The 20,200-nt window shown below is 60.3% G+C and carries 22 protein-coding genes; 6 read left to right on the forward strand and 16 right to left on the reverse strand.

Going from position 1 to position 20,200, the window contains the following annotated elements; genetic code table 11:
* Positions 1-60: 60 nt before the first annotated feature.
* The gene (locus tag EOW68_RS11155) at positions 61-2,430 is read left to right on the forward strand and encodes a heavy metal translocating P-type ATPase (RefSeq protein ID WP_128225239.1); all 2,370 of its coding nucleotides are present in this window, start codon (positions 61-63) and stop codon (positions 2,428-2,430) included.
* A 29-nt stretch (positions 2,431-2,459) separates the two neighbouring features.
* Here EOW68_RS11155 and EOW68_RS11160 read toward each other — a convergent pair whose 3' ends face one another.
* Positions 2,460-2,711 carry a 2Fe-2S iron-sulfur cluster-binding protein gene (locus EOW68_RS11160; protein WP_128225275.1) on the reverse strand — a complete coding sequence of 84 codons (252 nt, stop codon included), beginning with the start codon at positions 2,709-2,711 and terminating at the stop codon, positions 2,460-2,462.
* On the reverse strand, positions 2,711-3,565 hold the full coding sequence (locus EOW68_RS11165) for a VOC family protein (RefSeq protein ID WP_128225240.1): 855 nt from the start codon (positions 3,563-3,565) through the stop codon (positions 2,711-2,713). The genes EOW68_RS11160 and EOW68_RS11165 overlap by 1 nt, the downstream gene beginning before the upstream one ends.
* Positions 3,566-3,726: 161 nt before the next feature.
* Between EOW68_RS11165 and EOW68_RS11170 the strand changes: the two genes are divergently transcribed.
* Together EOW68_RS11170 and EOW68_RS11175 are read left to right on the forward strand one after the other, a co-directional pair.
* Positions 3,727-4,368 carry an RNA-guided endonuclease InsQ/TnpB family protein gene (locus EOW68_RS11170; protein ID WP_431358877.1) on the forward strand — a complete coding sequence of 214 codons (642 nt, stop codon included), beginning with the start codon at positions 3,727-3,729 and terminating at the stop codon, positions 4,366-4,368.
* Positions 4,369-4,432: 64 nt separating this feature from the next.
* Positions 4,433-5,158 (forward strand): RNA-guided endonuclease InsQ/TnpB family protein, encoded by a 726-nt coding sequence (locus EOW68_RS11175; RefSeq protein ID WP_128225241.1) that lies wholly within the window; start codon positions 4,433-4,435, stop codon positions 5,156-5,158.
* A gap of 88 nt (positions 5,159-5,246) precedes the next feature.
* On the opposite strand, the gene EOW68_RS11180 is transcribed toward EOW68_RS11175, so the two are convergent.
* Positions 5,247-6,128, reverse strand: a complete 882-nt coding sequence (locus tag EOW68_RS11180) for an ABC transporter permease (protein ID WP_128225242.1) — start codon at positions 6,126-6,128, stop codon at positions 5,247-5,249.
* On the reverse strand, positions 6,125-7,186 hold the full coding sequence (locus tag EOW68_RS11185) for an ABC transporter ATP-binding protein (RefSeq protein ID WP_128225243.1): 1,062 nt from the start codon (positions 7,184-7,186) through the stop codon (positions 6,125-6,127). The genes EOW68_RS11180 and EOW68_RS11185 overlap by 4 nt, the downstream gene beginning before the upstream one ends.
* Before the next feature lie 470 nt (positions 7,187-7,656).
* On the opposite strand from EOW68_RS11185, the gene EOW68_RS11190 reads away from it, so the two are divergent.
* Positions 7,657-9,351: an NAD+ synthase gene (locus EOW68_RS11190; RefSeq protein WP_128225244.1), complete on the forward strand. Its 1,695-nt coding sequence runs from the start codon at positions 7,657-7,659 to the stop codon at positions 9,349-9,351.
* 29 nt (positions 9,352-9,380) lie between these two features.
* On the opposite strand, the gene EOW68_RS11195 is transcribed toward EOW68_RS11190, so the two are convergent.
* Positions 9,381-9,692 (reverse strand): hypothetical protein, encoded by a 312-nt coding sequence (locus EOW68_RS11195; RefSeq protein ID WP_128225245.1) that lies wholly within the window; start codon positions 9,690-9,692, stop codon positions 9,381-9,383.
* 81 nt (positions 9,693-9,773) lie between these two features.
* Between EOW68_RS11195 and EOW68_RS11200 the strand changes: the two genes are divergently transcribed.
* Entirely contained in the window at positions 9,774-10,376 is a 603-nt protein-coding gene (locus tag EOW68_RS11200; RefSeq protein WP_128225246.1) for a class I SAM-dependent methyltransferase, read from the forward strand.
* A 398-nt stretch (positions 10,377-10,774) separates the two neighbouring features.
* On the forward strand, positions 10,775-11,896 hold the full coding sequence (locus EOW68_RS11205) for an inositol monophosphatase family protein (RefSeq protein WP_128225276.1): 1,122 nt from the start codon (positions 10,775-10,777) through the stop codon (positions 11,894-11,896).
* 241 nt (positions 11,897-12,137) lie between these two features.
* Here the strand turns inward: EOW68_RS11205 and EOW68_RS11210 are convergent, their stop codons facing one another.
* From EOW68_RS11210 to phnG, 11 genes are all read right to left on the reverse strand, one after another.
* Positions 12,138-12,533, reverse strand: coding sequence for a hypothetical protein (locus EOW68_RS11210; protein ID WP_431358878.1), 396 nt, complete (start codon positions 12,531-12,533; stop codon positions 12,138-12,140).
* Positions 12,534-12,630: 97 nt separating this feature from the next.
* Positions 12,631-12,927, reverse strand: a complete 297-nt coding sequence (locus EOW68_RS18695) for an HAD family hydrolase (RefSeq protein ID WP_431358884.1) — start codon at positions 12,925-12,927, stop codon at positions 12,631-12,633.
* Positions 12,816-13,289: an HAD family hydrolase gene (locus EOW68_RS11215; RefSeq protein WP_431358879.1), complete on the reverse strand. Its 474-nt coding sequence runs from the start codon at positions 13,287-13,289 to the stop codon at positions 12,816-12,818. Before EOW68_RS11215 ends, EOW68_RS18695 begins: the two co-directional genes overlap by 112 nt.
* Positions 13,282-14,088, reverse strand: a complete 807-nt coding sequence (locus tag EOW68_RS11220; protein ID WP_128225247.1) for a sugar phosphate isomerase/epimerase family protein — start codon at positions 14,086-14,088, stop codon at positions 13,282-13,284. The genes EOW68_RS11215 and EOW68_RS11220 overlap by 8 nt, the downstream gene beginning before the upstream one ends.
* On the reverse strand, positions 14,085-15,248 hold the full coding sequence (locus EOW68_RS11225) for an alpha-D-ribose 1-methylphosphonate 5-triphosphate diphosphatase (protein ID WP_128225248.1): 1,164 nt from the start codon (positions 15,246-15,248) through the stop codon (positions 14,085-14,087). The genes EOW68_RS11220 and EOW68_RS11225 overlap by 4 nt, the downstream gene beginning before the upstream one ends.
* Positions 15,245-15,982 (reverse strand): phosphonate C-P lyase system protein PhnL, encoded by a 738-nt coding sequence (locus EOW68_RS11230; protein ID WP_128225249.1) that lies wholly within the window; start codon positions 15,980-15,982, stop codon positions 15,245-15,247. The genes EOW68_RS11225 and EOW68_RS11230 overlap by 4 nt, the downstream gene beginning before the upstream one ends.
* Complete coding sequence (locus EOW68_RS11235; RefSeq protein WP_128225250.1) at positions 15,979-16,809, reverse strand: ATP-binding cassette domain-containing protein; 831 nt, start codon at positions 16,807-16,809, stop codon at positions 15,979-15,981. The genes EOW68_RS11230 and EOW68_RS11235 overlap by 4 nt, the downstream gene beginning before the upstream one ends.
* Entirely contained in the window at positions 16,806-17,882 is a 1,077-nt protein-coding gene (locus EOW68_RS11240; RefSeq protein ID WP_128225251.1) for an alpha-D-ribose 1-methylphosphonate 5-phosphate C-P-lyase PhnJ, read from the reverse strand. The genes EOW68_RS11235 and EOW68_RS11240 overlap by 4 nt, the downstream gene beginning before the upstream one ends.
* Entirely contained in the window at positions 17,875-19,005 is a 1,131-nt protein-coding gene (locus tag EOW68_RS11245) for a carbon-phosphorus lyase complex subunit PhnI (protein WP_128225252.1), read from the reverse strand. The genes EOW68_RS11240 and EOW68_RS11245 overlap by 8 nt, the downstream gene beginning before the upstream one ends.
* Entirely contained in the window at positions 19,006-19,548 is a 543-nt protein-coding gene (phnH, locus tag EOW68_RS11250) for a phosphonate C-P lyase system protein PhnH (RefSeq protein WP_128225253.1), read from the reverse strand.
* The gene (phnG, locus tag EOW68_RS11255) at positions 19,545-19,988 is read right to left on the reverse strand and encodes a phosphonate C-P lyase system protein PhnG (RefSeq protein ID WP_128225254.1); all 444 of its coding nucleotides are present in this window, start codon (positions 19,986-19,988) and stop codon (positions 19,545-19,547) included. The genes phnH and phnG overlap by 4 nt, the downstream gene beginning before the upstream one ends.
* Positions 19,989-20,200 lie beyond the last annotated feature (212 nt).

Consider the following 20,200-nt stretch of genomic DNA (forward strand, 5'->3'; position numbering starts at 1 on the left):
GACTATCGTCGCAGAGGCTCCAATTAAGACTTATCGAACTGGCACCCTTCGTTCTACATAATGAGCACCGAAACAGATGCGCCGGGCAGTTCGCCCGTGGATGGCACGGGAGAGTCGACCGTCCGCCTGACTGTCCCCGAGATGGACTGTCCATCCTGTGCGCAGAAGGTCGGCAAGAGCCTGGGCCGGCTGGATGGAGTGTTCGACAGGAATCTACAGCCAACGACTGGTACAGCGACAGTCACCTACGATAGGGGTCGACTGACAGAAGGCGAGATTGTTGGCGCGATCGAGAACGCGGGCTACGAAGTCAGCAACGCCGGTGGGGGTTCGGGAGAATCGACCGGAACGGAGGTGTCGATGGCTCCGCCAACCGAGATCTGGACGAGTCCGAGAGCCATCAAAACCTGGATCGGTGCGGTATTCGTGGTCCTCGGTCTTCTGTTCGAGTTTCTGCTTACCGGCCAGAACCCCATCGTGGCGACTGTTCTGGAGTTACCCATCCACCTTGCGGACGTCCTCTTCATCGTCGCAACCGTCACCAGCGGCTATCCTGTCGTCCGCGGCGGCTACTACTCCGCGAAGAATCTCAGCCTGGACATCGATCTCCTGATGGGGACGGCGATCATCGCCGCCACTGCGATCGGCTATTTCGTCGAGGCTGCGACGCTCGCTGTTCTCTTCAGTATCGCCGAGTTGCTCGAAGACTACGCGATGGACAAGGCACGGGACTCTTTGCGCGAACTGATGGAACTCTCGCCCGACGAAGCGACTGTTCGCCGTGATGGCGAGGAGGTAACAGTACCAGCGGAGGCCGTCGAGGTTGGCGAAACAGTCCTCGTCCGTCCGGGCGAAAAGATCCCGCTTGACGGGACAGTCGTGGACGGGACGAGCGCGGTCGACGAGTCGCCGATCACAGGTGAGAGTGTTCCCGTCGACAAAACTGCTGGTGACGAGGTGTTCGCCGGGAGCATCAACGAGGAAGGCTACCTCGAATTCGAGACGGATGCGACGGCCTCGGAGTCGACGCTCTCGCAGATCATCGAGATGGTGCAGGGCGCACAGGAGAAAAAGACCGACAAGGAGAAATTTGTCGACCGGTTCGCTGGCTACTACACGCCAGTCGTCGTCGTGCTGGCGATTCTGACGGCTGCGCTCCCGCCGTTGTTCATCACCGATCCAGTGACTGTCGGCGTCGCCGGTCTCACCCACACTTTCGCCGGGAGCTGGCAGACCTGGTTCATCCGTGGGCTGACGCTGCTCGTCATCGCGTGCCCGTGTGCATTCGTCATCAGTACCCCAGTCTCCGTGGTCTCGGGAATCACGAGTGCTGCGAAAAACGGCGTCCTCATCAAGGGTGGCAACTACCTCGAAGCGATGGGTGCGGTCGACGCGATCGCACTCGACAAGACTGGCACGCTCACCAAGGGTAAACTCGCAGTCACCGATGTCGTCCCACTCGGCAGGGCCAGTGAAACGGACGTACTCCGTCACGCCGCGGCACTCGAACAGCGAAGCGAACATCCAATCGCCGAGGCGATACTGGAACGGACCGAAAGATCGGAGATCGACGACATTCCTGCCGTCGACAGATTCGAGAGTCTCACGGGAAAGGGAATCCGTGCCGATGTCGATGGCGAAACCTACTACGCAGGGAAACCAGCTCTCTTCGAGGAACTCGGCTTCGATCTCTCCCACGCCCATCTTCGAACTGACGGTGGTCTGATTACGGGGTTCGAATCGGACAGCTGCGAGAGAGAGGACTGTGCCGACATCGACTCCGAGGCGATCTCGCGGTTCGAAGACGATGGGAAGACTGTGGTTCTCGTCGGAACGGACACAGAACTGGTTGGTATCGTCGCGATTGCTGACGAGGTTCGACCGACGGCTGCTCAGGCAGTCGAGCGACTCCACGATCTTGGGGTCGAACACGTGGTGATGCTGACTGGCGACAACGAGGGGACAGCACGTGCAATCGCCGAGCGCGTGGGCGTCGACGAGTACCGTGCCGAACTGTTGCCCGACGAGAAAGTTGACGCTGTCGAGTCGTTGCAGGCGGAGTACGGTGACGTCGCGATGGTTGGCGATGGGATCAACGATGCGCCGGCGCTGGCGACCGCCGACGTCGGCATCGCGATGGGTGCTGCAGGAACTGATACGGCGCTCGAAACTGCTGATATTGCGCTGATGGGTGACGACATCGGGAAACTCCCGTACCTCTACGCGATGTCCAACCGAGCGAATGGCGTCATTCGACAGAACATCTGGGCGAGTCTCGCGGTAAAGGCACTGCTCGCCGTCGGCGTCCCGCTCGGATACGTCAGCGTCGCGGTGGCGGTCGTGGTCGGGGATATGGGGATGAGCCTCGGCGTGACAGGGAACGCGATGCGACTCTCCCGGGTGAAACCCGACCGATTCTTCGAATCCTGACTCTCGAAAATCGCCTCACCTGATTCGGTTCACTTCCAGGGTGTCGACATCATCTCGGCCTGGTGGTGTGCTCCGACCGCAAGCCAACAGTCAGTCACCGGCGTTCCGATGCAGGTCAGGACGTAGCCATCCGCTCGATGTCGAGCCTTCAGTGCTCGCTGAGGGCGCTCGAACTCTAGATCACCCTCCAGCAGTCGTCCGACACAGGTTCCACAGGTACCGTTCTTGCAGCCATAGGGGAGGCCAATCTCTTCTGTTTCGGCGGTGTCAAGAATATTGATTAGCTCTCCGTTTCTACTGTGAGCCGGATCTCGTTGGTATCGGGATCGTTCACTGTGAGCGTGTGTTCCGTCTTCGAGATTGGGCTGTCAGAGGCTTGCAACCGCTGTTCGACCGCGGTCAGCACGTCGGAGTCTGGCAAGACTACTTCGAACCACGAGAGACCACGACCTTCCAGTGGGCTCGTTCTGTTGTGCCACGTATTCGCGCCGATATGGTGGTGGTATCCCCCAGCAGAAACGAACAGGGCGTCGGTCATCGTCGCCTGCAGTTCGAAACCGAGCTGTTCGATGTAGAACTCCCTGAACGCGTCCAGAGAAGACACTTCGAGATGAATGTGCCCGATATCAGTCTCCGGGGGTGCCTCGGACGCCCCCGTGGCTGCATCCACGATGGATTCGAGATCCAGTGGCTCGGTCGTCATCTCGACCATACCATCGTCGCTCATCGGCCACTCTTCGCGGGGAAAGTCACGATAGATCTCGATTCCGTTCCCCTCCGGATCGGTGAAATAGAGCGCTTCACTGACCCGGTGATCGGATGCACCGTCGAGTTGCCAGTGTTCGCGTATCCGACCCAGCGCGTCTCCGAGTGCACCACGAGTGGGTACTCTGAATGCGTTGTGAAAGAGTCCCGTCCCGGAGCGGCTGTTCGGTTCTTCCTCCGGGCCACTCTGAAGTATCAGAAGTGGTCGGTCGTCGACCCCGAGTGCAGATTCGCTCCCGCTATCGCGAACGACATCGAGTCCGACGACAGTCCGATAAAAATCTGTCATGCTGTCCAGGTTCGAAACGAGAAGCGCTGTCCGGCCGATGTGGGTCTCCGCTGGAAGTATTCCAGAATTCTGCCCTGTCATTGTTCGAATAGCAGTAGATAGAGCGCCTGCCCAATTTAACTCTTACAGGCTAAGTCCCCGTCCTCAAGGAGCGACCAAAGGGAGCGAGTAGGGCGGGGATACAGCCGTACACTCCGTGACTTTCCGAACGTTCAAGTGACGAATAACCTAACAAATCAACAGTGGTTGAGGAGACGTTCAAGTACGCTGCAACGCCGGAAGACGCCGAGATAGCCACGGATGCATGGGACGATATTCAGACGTGCCGGGAAGTGTACAACCACGCTCTCACGCAAGAATACCGCCCCCGCCCCGATCACGACAAGCCATCGTATACGGAGATGCAGAACAAACTCACCGGGGTAACTGGGTGGAAACAACGCTGGTCGGAATGGAAAAACGTGTATTCCAAGTGTCTGCAAATGGCCATCCGACGCATCAAACAAAGCGAAAGCGTCCTTGAATCACTCCAAACCCGAGGCTACAACGTTGGGCGGTTGAAATGGAAACCACCGCGAGAGTTCCGCAGCATCGTGTATAACCAGTCCGGTTTTGACGTGGATCATAACACGGACCGGACTGGCCACGCGATTGTGAACTTCTCTAAAATCGGTGACTTCCACCTCAACTATCACCGCCCACTCCCCGAGGACGGAGACATCACACAAGTCATCCTGAAGAAAGAGAAAACCGGTGCCTGGTCCGTAAGCATCGTCGTCGAGTACGACCCGGAATACCCGGACGAACCGGCTGTCGAGGATATTGACCCGGCAGATACAGTCGGGATTGATCTCGGCATCACGAAGTTCATTCACGACTCATAGTGTTTGTTGCGAGTCTTTACCGCCGTAGTGTAACAAGACATCGGTTACATGGCGTGAAACACCGATATTTGTAACGTGGTCACGAAAATTACCGCAACAAACACTATCAGACGGTCGCTCGTTCGAATCACTTGACGAGCAGTGTGACCGCGACCGAATCGAACGCCGACACCGGGATCTCTCCCGGAAAGCATACGGCTCGAACAACTGGGAGAAAGCCCGGCAGAAACTCGCTCAGGCATACGACCGGTTGCAGAACCGTCGTGAAGACTACCGGGAGAAACTCGCCCACGAATACACCACTCGGTATGACGTAGTGTTCCTCGAAGACCTGGACGTGAAAGCGATGACAGAAGATGATGGGAACAGTCGGAACGTCGCGTCGATGTCGTGGCGGCAAACGATTCAGGCATTCAAACGCCACGGGAAGAAAAACGGCTGTTACGTTATCGACGTGCCACCGGAAGGCACGACGAAACGCTGCTCACAATGTGGGTGTGAGACAGAGAAACCTCTCTGGGTGCGTGAACACTCTTGTCCATCATGTGGGTTCGAAGCTGACAGGGACTACAATGCAGCCTTAGAAATCAAACGTCTGGGGTTGGAGAAACTTGGAGTTGAAGCAACTATGCAGACAGTAGGTCAGGGCATGGCCGAATCAACGCCTGTGGAGACTGCACTCCCTGGGGACAGTGAGGAAACATCCGATGAGGTGTCTCCAAAGCGCGTCGTTGAAACAGGAAGCCCCTGCCTCAAGGAGCCGCCGAAGTCGGCGAGTAGGCAGGGGTAGTTCACCCCAGCGGTAGTTGTGAGACTCTGTCGTGGTAGCTGGAGGCCGCTAGTTCGTGGTTCGCCTGATCGCTCCTCTCCGGAATTTCCTATTTGACATCTGAACTCGATGCACGGGAGAGCAGATATACTGCAATTCCGCCAAAGAGAAGATCGAGTCCGATCAGCACGATCACGCCCGGAACCACACCATCGAGTGTCCCACCGAACCAGGAGACTTCGATCACTGTCATTACGTCCTGATCGACCATCAGCGACCGTGCGGCATCGACCCCGTACGTCACGGGGTTGATGCGGGCGAACGTCTGAATCCAGCCCGGGAGCGCCGCTAGCGGCAGAAACGCACTCGAAAGGAAAAGCAACGGGAACTGTAACAGGTTCGCGCCGATGATCGTCGATTCCTGATCTCTCGTGAGAATCGCCAGTGTGTTGGAAAAGGCGACAAACCAAAGTGAGAACAGGATTCCAACGGCGATAATTCCGATCGCACCGACGAAGCCGGTGACGATCTCGGCCCCGAGGAAGAGACCGAGCACGAGGATGATCGCAATCTGGATAGCGATCCGGAACAACTCTGCAGCAGTCTTCCCCACGAAGATGGCAGTGCGGTTCATCGGTGTGACGAGGACTTTCTCGAACATCCCGTTCTCGATGTCGTTCACCAGTCCGATACCGGATGTGATTGCTGCGGCGAGTGCGACCTGAATCGTGATCGCTGGCACCAGGTACGTCTCGTAATTGATGCCAGGGATGCCCTGATTGACTGCACCGCCGGCCACGTTTCCGAATACCTCTGTGAAGAGCACGAGAAAGATGATCGGCTGTACCAGTGAGACGACCAGAACGAACGGGTTTCGGACTGCTTTGAGATTCCACCGTTTGAAGTTCACCCACGCATCCCCGAAAAAAGAGTTCCCCGAGCGGCTATCCTCCGTTTTGATTGCGCCCTCGTCGGCACCCGGTGTGCTCATTCTGACACCCCCGTCTGGTCAGTCTCCATCTGCTCTGTTTCGAGCTCTTCCCCGGTAATAGCGAGGAAGACGTCGTCGAGCGTCGGTGTCCGGATATTGAACCCGGTCACCGTTAGCTCTGCATCACGGAACGCGACCATCAGATCTGTCCCGTACTGGCGCGCTGTCTGTGCTGTTACACTGATGCCTTCCTCTGTTTCGACGACTTTTGCGTCGGAAAATGCGTCGAACTCCCGTGCAATCGTCGCGGCTTCCGCTCGAACTTCAGGGCCGCCCTCCAACTCCACGTCGAGGACTTCACCTCCGACCTCGCGTTTGAGATCGGCAGGGCTTCCTTCCGCGACAATCTGCCCGTCGAGAATGACCGCCAGTCGATCACAGAGCTGGTCGGCTTCTTCGAGATACTGGGTGGTCAGAAAGATCGTCGTCCCGAGATCGTTGATGCGCCGGAAGTACTCCCACAGCCGGTTGCGAGCCTTCGGATCGAGGCCGGTCGTCGGTTCGTCGAGAAAGACCAGTGGCGGGCGGTGCACCAGCGCCGTCGCGGCGTCGAGGCGTTTTTTCATGCCACCGGAGAACTCCTCGGCTCCTTTGTCTGCGACGTCGACGAGATCGACGAGGTCGAGCAGTTCGGACACACGCTCTGCTCGCTCCCCGCGCGGAACACCGTACGCTTCACAGGCGAACTTGATGTTTTCCTCGGCGGTGAGTTCGGGATCGATACTCGTCTCCTGGGCCATGTAGCCGATCGTCTGCCGGATCTTCCGGGACTCGGAGCGAACGTCGAAGCCGTTGACCCGGACAGTGCCGCTGGTCGGTGACAGCAGGGTCGCAAACACTTTGATCGCCGTCGTCTTCCCCGCGCCGTTTGGCCCGAGGAAGCCGAAAAATTCCCCTTCAGGAACGGTCATATCTACACCCTGGATGGCGGCAGTACCGTCTGAGTACACGAGTTCGAGCCCGTCGACTTCGATGGCAGTGCCCCCTTCGGTGTAGGTTTTTGCACGTTCTATATCGGGTCTCTGGCCATTCCTGGATAACTCTGGTTGATCTTCCATCCCTGGCGGCATATACTTACTACTGGGTAAACGGCAATATACGTTCACCCTCGAAGGCTGGTTGGTGGCCGTTCACGTCACTTTGCTTCCATGTGGTGCCGTGTTCGGTGGTCTCTGTCGACGTCAGGGCTGCCATCGGTATCGCCGCCACGGTTGTCGTGTTTTCGCTTCTCTGGCTGACCGACAGCGGTAGACTGTGAGCGGTGATCTCATACTGCCGGCTGTCCATTCGGAAAGATATGCGCCACCCCGGAGTGGCGAAATTTGTCAGTTTTGTACAGCCGGCAGTATCACCACTCCTCGGCGAAATGACTCTCTCTGATGAGGCGGACATTTATCACCTCCACATGAAGTCCCTATGGATTAGACGAACGCATTCACTTTCTCAGAAACAATCCGCATTCGTTCCCATATATGGCCTATTTACATCAGTTCTTATAATCGTACGGCCCTAAGAGTAGGTATCCCAAATGAGACGGAGTCTCAGCATTGGCATTATACAGCACGATCCAGTCGTCGGCGATAGCAGCGGGAACACGGCACGGATCGCCAATGAGTACGATACACTTCTCGAAGCAGATCCGGACATCGTCGTCGCACCAGAGCTCTCACTGGTCGGATATCCCCCGAGGGATCTGCTCCACAGGCGGGGGCTTCTCGACTCGCAGGAGGCAGCACTCGAGACGCTCTCGGAGGTGACTGCAGACGGCCCGCCACTGGTCGTCGGCACAGCTCTCCGTACGGAGCACGACACGGGACCGCCTGTCCACAACTCGGCAGTGTTGCTCCGTGATGGCTGTCGGGACGCGACCTATCACAAACGACTGCTGCCGACCTACGACGTTTTCGACGAACACCGCTACTTCCGGCCGGGTACCGAACCGGTGGTCGTGGATGTGGACGGTGTCGGCGTCGGGTTGACGATCTGTGAGGATGCCTGGCACAACACCGTCGTCACCGGAACCCGTCGCCACGAGATCAATCCACTGCTGGAGACGGCCAGCGCTGGTGCCGATCTCGTTCTCACGCTCTCGGCGAGTCCGTTCAGTCTCGACAAACCTGCCCGGCGAGAGCAACGCTTCCTGGCCCACGCTGGCAGCACCGACTGTCCAGTCGTGTTCGCGAATCAGGTCGGCGGCAACGACGAACTCGTCTTCGATGGCCACTCGTTCGTCGCTGCTAACGGTTCGATTCTCGACAGACTGGCTGGGTTCGAAGCCGAGACGGCCGTCGTCGAGGTTCCCCTTTCCGGAGCGGGGAGCAGTTCGGTTCCGAGGTTCGAAAGTGAGCGAACGCGACAGGCCCGAAACGCTCTTCGACTCGGAATCAGTGATTATTTCGCGAAGACCGGGTTCGACGAGGCGGTGATCGGACTCTCGGGTGGCATCGACTCCTCGGTCGCTGCGGCGCTGGCGGCCGACGCCCTCGGCGCCGAACACGTCTACGGCGTCTCCCTCCCGAGTACCGTCACCAGTCGGCAGAGCATCGAGGACGCCCGCGCTGTCGCGACGAACCTCGGTATCTCCTTCGACGTGGTTCCTGTCGGAACGGCTGTCGAGACACTCTGTGACGCACTCAGAGAGTATGCACAACCGCTGACCGGGGTCGCACTGGAGAACGTCCAGGCCCGGGTTCGCGGTGACGTGTTGATGGGACTCGCCAACGAACGTGGGGCGTTGGTACTGACGCCCGACAACAAAAGCGAGGCCGCAGTCGGCTACTGTACGTTATACGGTGACACTGTCGGGGCGCTGGCCCCGCTCGGCGATTGTTACAAGGGACTCGTTTACGACCTGGCCGATTCGTTCAACCACGACCCGCCCGCTGACACGCAGACGAACCCGGTCATTCCACCGGCCGTTGTCGAGAAAGCGCCCACTGCCGAACTCAGCGAGGGTCAGACCGATGCCGACGATCTCCCACCATACGAAACACTCGACCCCCTTCTGGAGTCGTATATCGAAGGCTGCCAGGACAGAACGGAACTCCGGGACCAGTACGAGCGTCCTCTCGTCACCGAGACACTGGGTCGGGTCGTCGGTGCCGAGTTCAAACGGCGACAGACGCCACCACCACTGCGCATTACACAGAAGGCACTCGGCCGAGGCTGGAACTATCCCGTCGCCGCCGAGTACGACCACGTTTCGGGGGCCGACAGAGACTAGCCTCGACAGCCCTGTCCCGGAGGGTCAGATCACCCGTCACAGCAGACAGTGTACTGTACATCGGTCGTGACGATGATTTTGACCTGTTCGAGAAGAGCCTCGATCGCTTCGTACGGTCCGAACTTGCTCACGATTTTCCCATCCGAGTGAAGCGCACTCGTCCAGCAGAGACTGTCGGCTGGACCGTCACGAGAAGTAATCAGTACCTGTCGGTCGGGGAGTGACAGTCGGTACCCGTCGTCGGTTTCGTACAGAGTCCACTCGACAGTCCCGGCGAGACTCTCCCCGACTGCTGTTTCGAGACGGTCGGCAAACTCCCGAGACGGTCCGTCAGCGGTCATACCATCAGATTGGGGTGAGCGGACAAAGCCGTTTTGTGCCAGCCCCGCCGGGTTCTTTATCATCGAACCCGTTGGAAAAGTGTGGTACTTTCCGAACGAGACCGACAGAAAATCGACGATGGAGACGACAGCATCTTCTACGACAGTCCACGATTTGTCACCCACGCAGACGATGCGTTTATAGCAAGACTCACGGAGCTGTACATGTCGGTCCTTGCGCCGGGTGACCGCGTCTTCGATGCGATGAGCAGCTGGGTTTCTTTTCTCCCGCCGCTCTCGTTCGAGCGGGTCGTCGGCCACGGGCTCAACGAGGCTGAACTAGCGACGAACGACCGGCTAGACGAGTACTTTCTCCAGGATTTCAACAGCGATCAATCAGTTCCCCTCGCTGACGAAAGCGTCGACGCCGTCTGCTGTGCGCTGTCAGTACAGTATCTCCAGTATCCAGCCGAGATATTCAGCGAGTTCGCCAGGATACTTGCGCCAGACGGAATCGCCGTAGTCAGTTTCACGAACCGGATGTTCCCGACGAAAGCGATCCATGCCTGGCGCACGGCGTCGATGGACGAGCGCGCGACACTCGTCGAGCGGTATTTCGACGCTGGCGGTTTCGAACGGACAGAGCGTGTGGTCGACCAACCGGGAACTGATCCCTTCTATGCAGTCGTGGGCCACGTGGCGTAATATTGACACAGGGTGTCACTTGATACTGGTAGCCATCCGGAACTGAAGCATTTCGACCCGCCGTCAACAGAACTGTTGACGAGGATCGTCTCGCGATGCTCGCCTCACCTCCGCGGGGTCGACTATTTTCACGAATTTATAGCCACCAGCATGAAAACCGACCGACGACCATTGCTTTACTTATCGCTCGTATCCCGGCACATCTTTCAAATCTCGGCACTCTGCTGATCGTCTTAGAACTTTTATGCATTATTAATTCCTTTTAGTAACTATATACTAAGTACAGTTACGGCTATCTCAATTTAAATAAATCTGACAGTAGTTTTCTACTCTAAACAATTAAAAATTATATAAATTAGAATAGGTATTTGAGTAAACCCTGTTGTAATTTCAATGCAATGTCGAAAGACGATACCAACGCTCCCTCGGAGAACGGTGTTAGAGACAGAGCGCGACGACAGTTTCTGAAAATGGCTGGGGCGACGGGTGTTGCAGTCGGCAGCGCCAGTGCCTTCGGAACCACGAACGTCCTCGGGCAACTCAGTGACGGAGAGGCTGGAGCGGGGCAGGTCGAAATCGAAGACCTCGACGCACAACTCCCGATCGAAGACCGGTATCTCAGTATTGCCACCTTGGCTACGGCAAAAGCGGCACAACTCCACCAGAACTATTTCGGACGGATCGGAGAAGCCGAGGAGAAAGACCCGCAGAACCTTCTTACAGAGGTCGACACGATCGCTGAAGAGCTCATCATCGATACGATCGAAGATGAACTGGGAGACGACTTCGAAGACGAAAACCACGCCATCTTCGGCGAGGAGACCGGTGGCGACCTCGAAGGGGATTTCGATTACCTCTGGATCGTCGATCCACTCGACGGCACGACGAACTTCGTGAAAGGGATTCCCCACTTCGGCGTCAATCTCGCCGTCGCGACACTGGAGGATGGCGAACTCGACGAACTCCACGCCGCTGTGACGTACTACTCGCTTCGCGACGAGGTATGGGTCGCCGTGCAGGACGAAGGAGCGTACAAATTCCGGAGCGACGGGTACGACCTTGTCGCAGAAGATTCGGAGCCGACCGAGATGTCGGTCACCGAAACCGAAACGATCGATAATTCGTTCAACGGGGTCGGGTTCTACGTCAAAGAGACGGCGGACGACTTCGACTACCTGGGGCTGTGGCGATACCTCTTCGCCTACTCGCAGGGAACACGGCTGCTCGGTGCGGCTGCACCGGATATCGCCTTCGTCGCGGATGGGGTGTTCGATACGGTCTCGGTGAAAGACCTCAAAGCCGTGGACGTCGCCTCCGGGGTGTTGCTCGTCCGGGAAGCGGGCGGTCTGGTGACAGATTTCGACCAGAGCGAGGATCTTATCGACCTGATGGAAGGTGACCTCGTCGCGACGAACGCCGAACTGCAAGACGACTTCTTCGACCTGCTCGAAGCGCCAGAAAAGGACTGGCTCACCCGGCCGATCGATGACCTGGAACGGGACGAAGACACAGACCAGTAGGCCCCGTGGCCTGAACGAGCGCCTGTCGTGCCACAGGACGGGTATATTCTGAGATTTCCCGTCCAAAGCGGTCGACTCGTCTCGATCGTAGTGAACTGTTCCCGGCTTGAGTTTCACGAGAAAGAGCTAGTCACTGTTGCTACATACAACGCCTGTCGCTCCCACGGTGTCTTACCGAACTAGTATTCGCCATCCTCGGCAAGGCAGGCGACAGTCGTGCAGACAAACTGGGTCTCCCGAGTCACTCGGTAACCCACTCACTCTGGAGTGTATAACGAGCGATGTCGTCGACATCGATTGCAAGGGTAAATTCTAGATCGATCGATTCCCCAGCACTGACCTGTCTCGGTAATTCGAGACCAGATCGATGGAGCGTCTCGCCGTCCCCGTCTAGAAACTGACACACGACTTCCGGAACCGGAGCGTCCGGTGTGATTGGCTCGTTTCCGTCGTTCGTTGCCGTCACATCGACAACGATTCGCGTGCCCGAAAGCGTCCCCTGTGTTGCGTAGTCGTGTGAGAGAGTGAGCGGTGTGTCGTTCGAAACTATCTCACCGTCGACTCTGGACCCAGAACACCCGGCAAGCGAAATCACACAGCCCGTCGCGAGCGTCCCGAGCACTGACCGTCGGTTCATACGATCACCCCGAACAGCCTCAGTATGAACCTACCGTCCGTAGAGTCCGGACTCGATCGTCTGCGGGAGACGGCCAGTAGGGCTCTCTCAGTCAGCTTCACTCGGTCACCCGTTCGACGAGCGCCCGGAGATTCGGCATCTCTGCGGTCGGCTCGACCGACAGCGTCACGTCAGCGGAGTGCTCTCGGCGGAGGAAAATCGAGTCGAGACCGGCGTTGTGAGCTGCGAGCACGTCCGTCTCGGAGTCGCCGACGTACAGCGCATCTCTCACGTCCAGGTCTGCTAACGCCCGTTCGATGTAGTGCGGTTCTGGTTTGCGGTTGGCCGCGCCCGCAAGTGTCGGCTGCCTTCCGTATGCCGTCTCGAAGTAATCCAGCCCGTGATGCGCGAGCAGAAACTCGATCGTCGCGTGTTGATGACGACGCCGAGGGGCACCGCGAGGCGGTCGAGTGCCGCGACGTCGTCGTATACTCGCTTACCGCCGTCGAGGACGTGTGTCTGCTGGGCGAGTGCAACGGTCAACTCGCGGTAGTGCCACAGCGCCTCCGGATCGAGTCCATGATCCCGTGCGCGTTCGATCGGGACGGTACTGTCTTCGACGGTCTGCCGTGCAACGGATCGATCGATTTCGACCCCGAAGGATCGAAATGCGGTTCGGACAGCATCGACGATCACGTCCTGGTCGGTCGGTTCGACAAGCACGCCGTCGTTGTCGAAGATAATGGCATCGTACTCGTCTGCCAACCGCTCACTCATGGACAGTCAACTCCGTTTCGGGGGGAGAGCGTTCAGTACCGACACTCCTCGCTAGATCCTCGAGGGATTTCATCTCGAAGACGAACTGATCTGCCGGGATCGCCTCGACGAGCGAGTCGTACTCTGGCAGCGGCCTGTGTTGATCAGCAGTACCATCGTTGTCGTGCAGATGGCAGACTCGAATTCTGTGACCGAACTCCTCGACGAAATCGCGCCAGTCCTCGCCGTTGACCTTCGCGTGGCCTACGTCCAACGTCACACAGAGGTACTGCGGGGCTACGTCGACGGTTTCGAGCATCGCGGCGAGATCGCTCGGCGTCGTGGTGTAGCGCTGTTTCTGTTCGTCGATCGGCTGGTTCTCTAAACACAGTGGCACGCCGACATGTTGTGCGTACTCGGCACACTCTGCAAGCGAGCGAAGCGCGGCCTCGTTCGCGCGGTCACGCACCCACCTCGGGTAGCGTCTCGGGACTGAGCCGCCGTGCACAACGACTCCCTGGGCACCGGCGTCGGCGGCGTCATCGAGTGTCCGCTTGACGCGTTCGACCGAGTCGGTCCGGGCTGTCTCGTCGTAGCTGCCAACGTTCCAGTCACGGAACGGCGCGTGGTAGGTGACGGTGACGCCGTACTGCTCGGATAGCTCTCGAACCTCGTCGGCCGAGGGCGTGTTCGGGTGGCCAGCGAGGTATTCGCGTTTGAATTCGACGTGGTCCAGTCCGAGATCGGTGATATACTGCATGAACTCCTCGACAGTCGCGCCAAATCGGATATCCATCGCCGCACCAACCCTCGGCATCATCGGTCACCTCGGCTGGCGCGGTAGACCGGTTCACCTGCAACGAGCGCGCGGGCGACCGTCGGCGTCGGTTCGCGGTCGACGACGAGCAGGTCGGCCCGTCTCCCGACTTCGATCCGACCACGGTCGTCGAACCCGACTGCGTCGGCAGGGGTAGCGCTGACGCGCTTGATGCGCTCGGGGAGGGGTTCGCCGGTGTCGACGAACGCGCCTGCAATAAGCGAAGGCGGGTGGTAGTCAGCGACGAGCGTGTCGACGACTCCGGCGTCGATCGCTTCGGCCGTCGAGAGGTTGCCCCACTGGCTCTCCCCGCGGACGAGATTTGGTGCGCCCATCGCGGTCGTCATGTCGAGTTCGGCGGCGCGCTCGGCTGTCTCTAACGTGATTGGGTACTCCGTGATGTCCACACCCGCGTCTGCCAGTCGCTCGACTTCTGCAGGATTCTCGTCGTCGTGTGAGGCTGTCACTGCACCGGAATCGTGGGCAGCCTCGACGATTGTATCGATGCGCTCGCGGAGTGTCGTCATCGCGATGTCGGTCCGTTCTTCGATCATCTCCGCTGCTTCCTCGGCCGAGTGTTCGCTGGCGTTCTCGTAGTACTGTTTGAACGCCTCGACGTCGCGGAACTGACCTTTTCCCGGAATGTGGCTCATCACCGAGACGAGATCTGCGTCACCGTTCTCGACAACTTCGAGAACCGCGTCGACACAGCGTTTCTGGGTAACCTCACAGCGGGCGTGCAGGCGGTGATCCACCAGCAGGTCGTCGGTAGCGTTGATCGCCGCCGTCAGCGTCGCTGCGAGTTCCGGTGACCGATCGGCCTCCTCGTCGAGTTCGAAGGAGATAGCGTGGAACTTCGTCGTGATCCCGGCGGCGACGTTCGCGCGGTCGGCCGAAGCCAGCGCCATCGGCAGCGCCATTCGCGCCCCCGAGCGGGGATGAAGGTGATCCTCGATATCGTCGCCGTGGAGGTCGACAAGGCCGGGGAGGACGAACCGGCCGTCGGCGTCGATGACAGTGTCAGCGTCGCCGTCGATCTCTCCGACTTCGACGATGTGCTCACCCTCTACCCGGACGCCGCCGTCGATCACAGCGTCGGGTGTGACGACGCGGCCACCGACAACGGCGACGCTCTCCTCGGCCGTCTGTGCGGTCGAGCTCATCCGATCATCACCTCCTCGTTGTCGGAGTCCTTTGGTACGACACGCTGGAGACGACCCTCGTCGAGGACGATGATCCGGTCGGCGACGGCTTCGACGACGTCGGTATTGTGGAAAACGCCGATGACGGTCGTCTCCGGGCCGAGATACGTCGAGAGGAGATCGATGGCGGCCTGTCGAGTCTCGGGATCGAGCGCGCTGGTCGGTTCGTCGAGCAACAGTAGCTCCGGTTTCGGTGCGAGCGCCTGTGCGAGATTGACCCGCTGGCGCTCGCCGCCGGAAAACGTCGCCGGATACGCCTGCCACAGCTGTTCGGGCACCGACAGCGCGGCCAGCAACTCCCGGGCGCGGCCGCGTGCCTTTTGCGTGTCGGTCCCCTGCTCGACCAGCGGCCGAGCGACGACGTCGACTGCCGGGACGCGCGGGATCTCGTCGAGGAACTGCGAGGTGTAGCCGATGGTATCTCCCCGCAGGTCGATGACTGTCCGGTCGGGGCAGGTGGCGAGGTCGACGTCGCCGTCCGGGCCGTGATAGACCACCTCGCCAGCGGTCGGGTCGTACGTGCGGTACAAACATTTCAGCAGCGAGGACTTCCCGCTGCCGGATTCTCCGACGACCGCGAGGAACTCGCCGTCGTGGACGTCGAACGATACATCGTCGAGGCCGACGACTTGCGTGTCGCCGAGAACGTGCATGTCGAAGGTCTTCGAGAGACCGTCGACGGACAGGACTGTCATATGACTGAGTTGATGAGTGTCTGGGTGTATTCGTGGTGCGGGTCTTCCATGACGCGGTCGGTGAGGCCGGACTCGACGATGCGGCCGTGACGCATCACGAGCGTCCGGTCGGCGAGCAGACGGACGACGCTCAGATCGTGCGAGACCACGATGGCAGCGACGCCCTCCTCGCGCTGAACGCGTCGGAACATGTCCAGTACGCGGGCCTGCACGCTTACGTCGAGTCCGGTGGTCGGCTCGTCCAGTACGATCAGGTCCGGATCGGTCGCCAGTGCGCGGGCGATCTGGACACGCCGCTGCATCCCGCCGGAGTAGGTACTGGCGGGATCGTCCATCCGCGCGAGCGGGATCTCCGTCGCCTCGAACAGCGTCCGTACGCGGTCGCGGACATCCTCGTAGGAGCGATTGCCGGCCGAGAGCAGCTTTTCGGCGACGTTTCCGCCGCCCGTAAACTCCAGGTTCAGCCCGTCGCGGATGTGCTGGTGGACGAGCGCAATCTCGCCGGTGCGGAGTGCGTGGCGGGTCTCGTAATCGACGTCCAGAAGATTGCCGTCGTGGCCTGCGTAGCGGACCTCGCCAGCAGTCGTGGCATCCTCGTCACGCTCTAGGGCGAGCAGTTCCGCGAGACTGGACTTCCCCGAGCCGGATTCGCCGACGATTCCGAGTACCTCTCCAGCTTCGACGCCGAGATCGGCCTCCGCACAGGCGACGACGGTATCGCAGTGCGGACACTGGTTCGTCCCCGCACCGTCGCCGGTCGACGCGATACACTGCGAACAGCCCGGCCCGTAGCGCGTCTGCAGGTTTTCGGCTTCGAGCAGCGTCATTCACTCCCACCTCTTTGCGCTGTTGATGCGTCGCCATCGGGTGTCTCCGGCCCCCAGTCGACTCCCTCGCGGTCGAGGTGGTGATCTTTCGGAAGCTCCGGATTCTCGCGACGCTTTCGACAGAAACTGGAATCGTTGCAGGCATAGCGGGTCTCGAACCCGTCCTCGTCGGCTGATTCCTCGGACACCTCGACGAGGTAGGTGTCGGTCGAGCCACAGGCGTGACAGGCCTGCTCCGGGAACCGTTCGACGGTGAAATCCCGATCCTCGAACGCGAGCGGTTCGACCGCGGTGTGAGGCGGAACGGCGTAGATGCGGGCCTCGCGGCCCGCGGCCAGTACGGTGAGGTGGTCGGCGTCGTCGAGTTTCGGCACGTCCCACCGCGGGATCGGCGAGGGGTCCATCAGGTAGCGGCCGGCGACCATCGTCGGATACCGGGAGGCGATGTTGATCTCGCCGTACTCGACGACGTTTTCGTAGAGGTGGACCCACATCTTTCCGTAGTTCTTGTGGGCGTGTCGCCTGCGATTGGCCGCATCCGAGGGGTCGACTTTCCGGAGCGCGTCGGTGATCGGCACCTGCAAGACGAGTCGCTGCCCCGCTGTCAGCACCTCCTCGGGGATTCGGTGGCGGCTCTGAATCAGGTCTGCGTCGGTCGTATCGGTCGTCGTCTCCACCTCGGCAGTGGTCTCGGCCAGCCGGCGGATGTTGGCGGCGTTGACGCTCTCGTCGGCCCCCTGGTCGATCACCTTGAACCGGTCCTCGGGACCGAGCAACGATAGCGAGGCCTGGATTCCACCTGTCCCCCATCCCCGGGCCAGCGGCATCGGCCGGGAAGCATAGGGCACCTGATGGCCGGGGATGGCGACGGCTTTCAGCATCGAGCGCCGAACCTCGCGTTTGGTGTGCTCGTCCAGGTACGCGTAGTTGTAGCCCGTCAAGCCGTCGTCGTCCAGTGATTCGAGTGCTGCGTCGACGGAAGCAGTCGAGACCGGCATCCCCCCGTCGGGAGCGCTGTCGTCGAATGAGCGGTCGTCGGACGGTGCGTCGTCGGTCGTGGTGTGGTCAGTCATCGTCACTGGCTCCTTGGGTTGGTGGTTCGGCGGGCTGTTCGTCGGCTCTGACCTTGCTTTCGTCGCCAGCTCGCTGGCGCTCCCGGATAGAGCGGATGCGGTCCAGGATGGACTGGAAGGTGACGTAGTGGGGCAGTTTGAGGTGCTCGATGAATCCGAAAGAGTCCATTCCGTCGATCGTATCGAGGACGAACTCGGGGTTTTCGGCCGGTTCGGCCTCGCTGTCGAGCTGAATCGAGGCGTCGAGGACGGTCATCCCGATGGCCTTGCGTTCGTTGCGGCCGAAAGTCAGACCGTAGCCGAAGGCGAACTGCGGGTCAGCTCGCTTCTCGTAGACCGGGACGACAGCCTCGGACTCGGTGACTTCGGTGTGGGTGACCGTCACCGCCTCGCCGGTGTAGGGGTGGTCGATCCGGACCGGGAGGCGACCCACGCGGACCTCCGCGAGTGTCGGGTGGACCTGGCCGTAGCCCCGCAATGCGGAGTAGCCGAGCGCGGTCACTGCGCCCGTCTCGCCACGAGCGAGTTCCTGAAGCACTGCGTCGCGGGCGGGCGGGTGTGTCACCGATTCCCGGGTGGTGTCGGTGGGCTCGTCGACAGTCGCTTCCTCCGGAGCGTGTAACAGCCCCTCCTCGCGGAGCAGTTCCGTCACGTTGGTCAGCTCCTCCGGCTCGCCCTCGTCGTCGATGTCCCAGTCTGCGGTCGGATCCGTGGTGTCACCGTCGAAGAGGTCGAAATCCAGCAGTCGCTGGGTGTAATCTTTCGTCGCGCCGAGGATCTGCCCGCCGGGGACGTCCTTGAACGCTGGCGAGACGCGTCGGCTGGCGATCATCTCGCTGGGCTCGACCGTCGTCGACTCGTCGAACCGCTCCAGCGTCGAGCGATACGCCCGGAGCAAAAAGGCGGCTTCGACGGTGTCGCCCTGAGCCTGCTTGACCGCGAGTGCGGCCAGGCGAGGGGCATAGAGCCCTCCCTCGCTCATAGCCTGGCCGGTGAGACGACCGAGCTGGCCGTCGATCTGGCCGACGGCCAGTTCTTCGTCCTCGTCGAGACGCTGTTTCTCGAACAGTTGCTCGGCGCGTTCGATGATCTCCTCGCCGGCAGTGACCGCGACGTACCCCATTCAGGCCACCTCCAACTGGACAGATCGCGGAACGGCGGCCACGTGGTCAGCCGTGGTGAAAATCACGTCGACACCACGCGGGTACTCCGCCTGTGCCGTCGCGACGGCGGTCAGTTCGGTGTCGGGCAGATCGACCGACAGAGTTTCGGTGCCATCGACACCGGGGCCCGCAAGTCGGACTGTGGCTCCGGTGGCGTCGTCGCCGAGCGCGTCGACGCGATAGACCACGGTTGCCCCGTCACTGGGTTCGACTAGCGATCCGCGCTTGCACTCCCGGATATCCCAGCCGGTATGCTCGCGTGCGTGAACGACGTCAGCTTCCTCGTGGGGTGCGGACTCGAGTCGGCCCTGATCGGCGAGTGTCTCGCGGAGTCCGTCGTCGTCGGTCGCAAGCGTCACCTCGTGGTCGACGAGCGTTGCCACGACAGCGTGGTCGGCGGGTGTTGGGACGGCGTGGATCGTTCCGGGTCGGCTCATCGCCGACAGGAGTCCGTCGAACGTCTGGCGGGTCTCGTGAACGGGGTCGATGCCGAGAGCTCTCACTGCTGGCCCTCCATACTCTCGAATTCGACGGCGGTGTGTTTGCTCTCGGCCCACTCGGTCTGTCGGCGCTCGCGACGTCGATCGGCTACCTTCTCCAGGCCGGCGACGATTGTCGGGGTCTCCTCGTGGCCCCCGGCAACGGCGGCGTCGACGATCGCCCCCGAGAGTGCACCGCGTTCGGCCTTGCCCGGCAGCATGGCGAACCCGCGTGCTCCGTCGAGTTCGACCTCTGCGGGCGTCACGAGTACCTCTCCGAGATTGAACGGCTGGCGCTGGACTGGCTCTCTCACCTGTTGCATCACGAGCTGTGGCCGCGGCTCCTGTCGGACCGACAGCGGTGGATCGTCTTCGAGGACGTCATTTGCGAACCGGGCGAGTGTCGCCGCCTCGCAGGCGGCGATCAACTCGAACCTGTCGGATCTGTCGTGTGGATCAACCATACAGTCGATCGAAACACGATCCAACGGCAGCATAACAGTTCGCTCGGTACTCTCTATGTCTCTCGCGCCGTCGGGGTTCTTCCCCTGACCGGGAAAAGAGCGTCCGGACGAGTACGGACTCGCGAGTCTCGTGGGAATTTCTACCCATCAGTTTCGACAGCGACTACACCTGCTTCGGACTCTAGGCAGCCAATCGTTATTCACATGGTTCG

The organism is Halovenus amylolytica, assembly GCA_004015825.1.
GTDB lineage: Archaea > Halobacteriota > Halobacteria > Halobacteriales > Haloarculaceae > Halovenus > Halovenus amylolytica.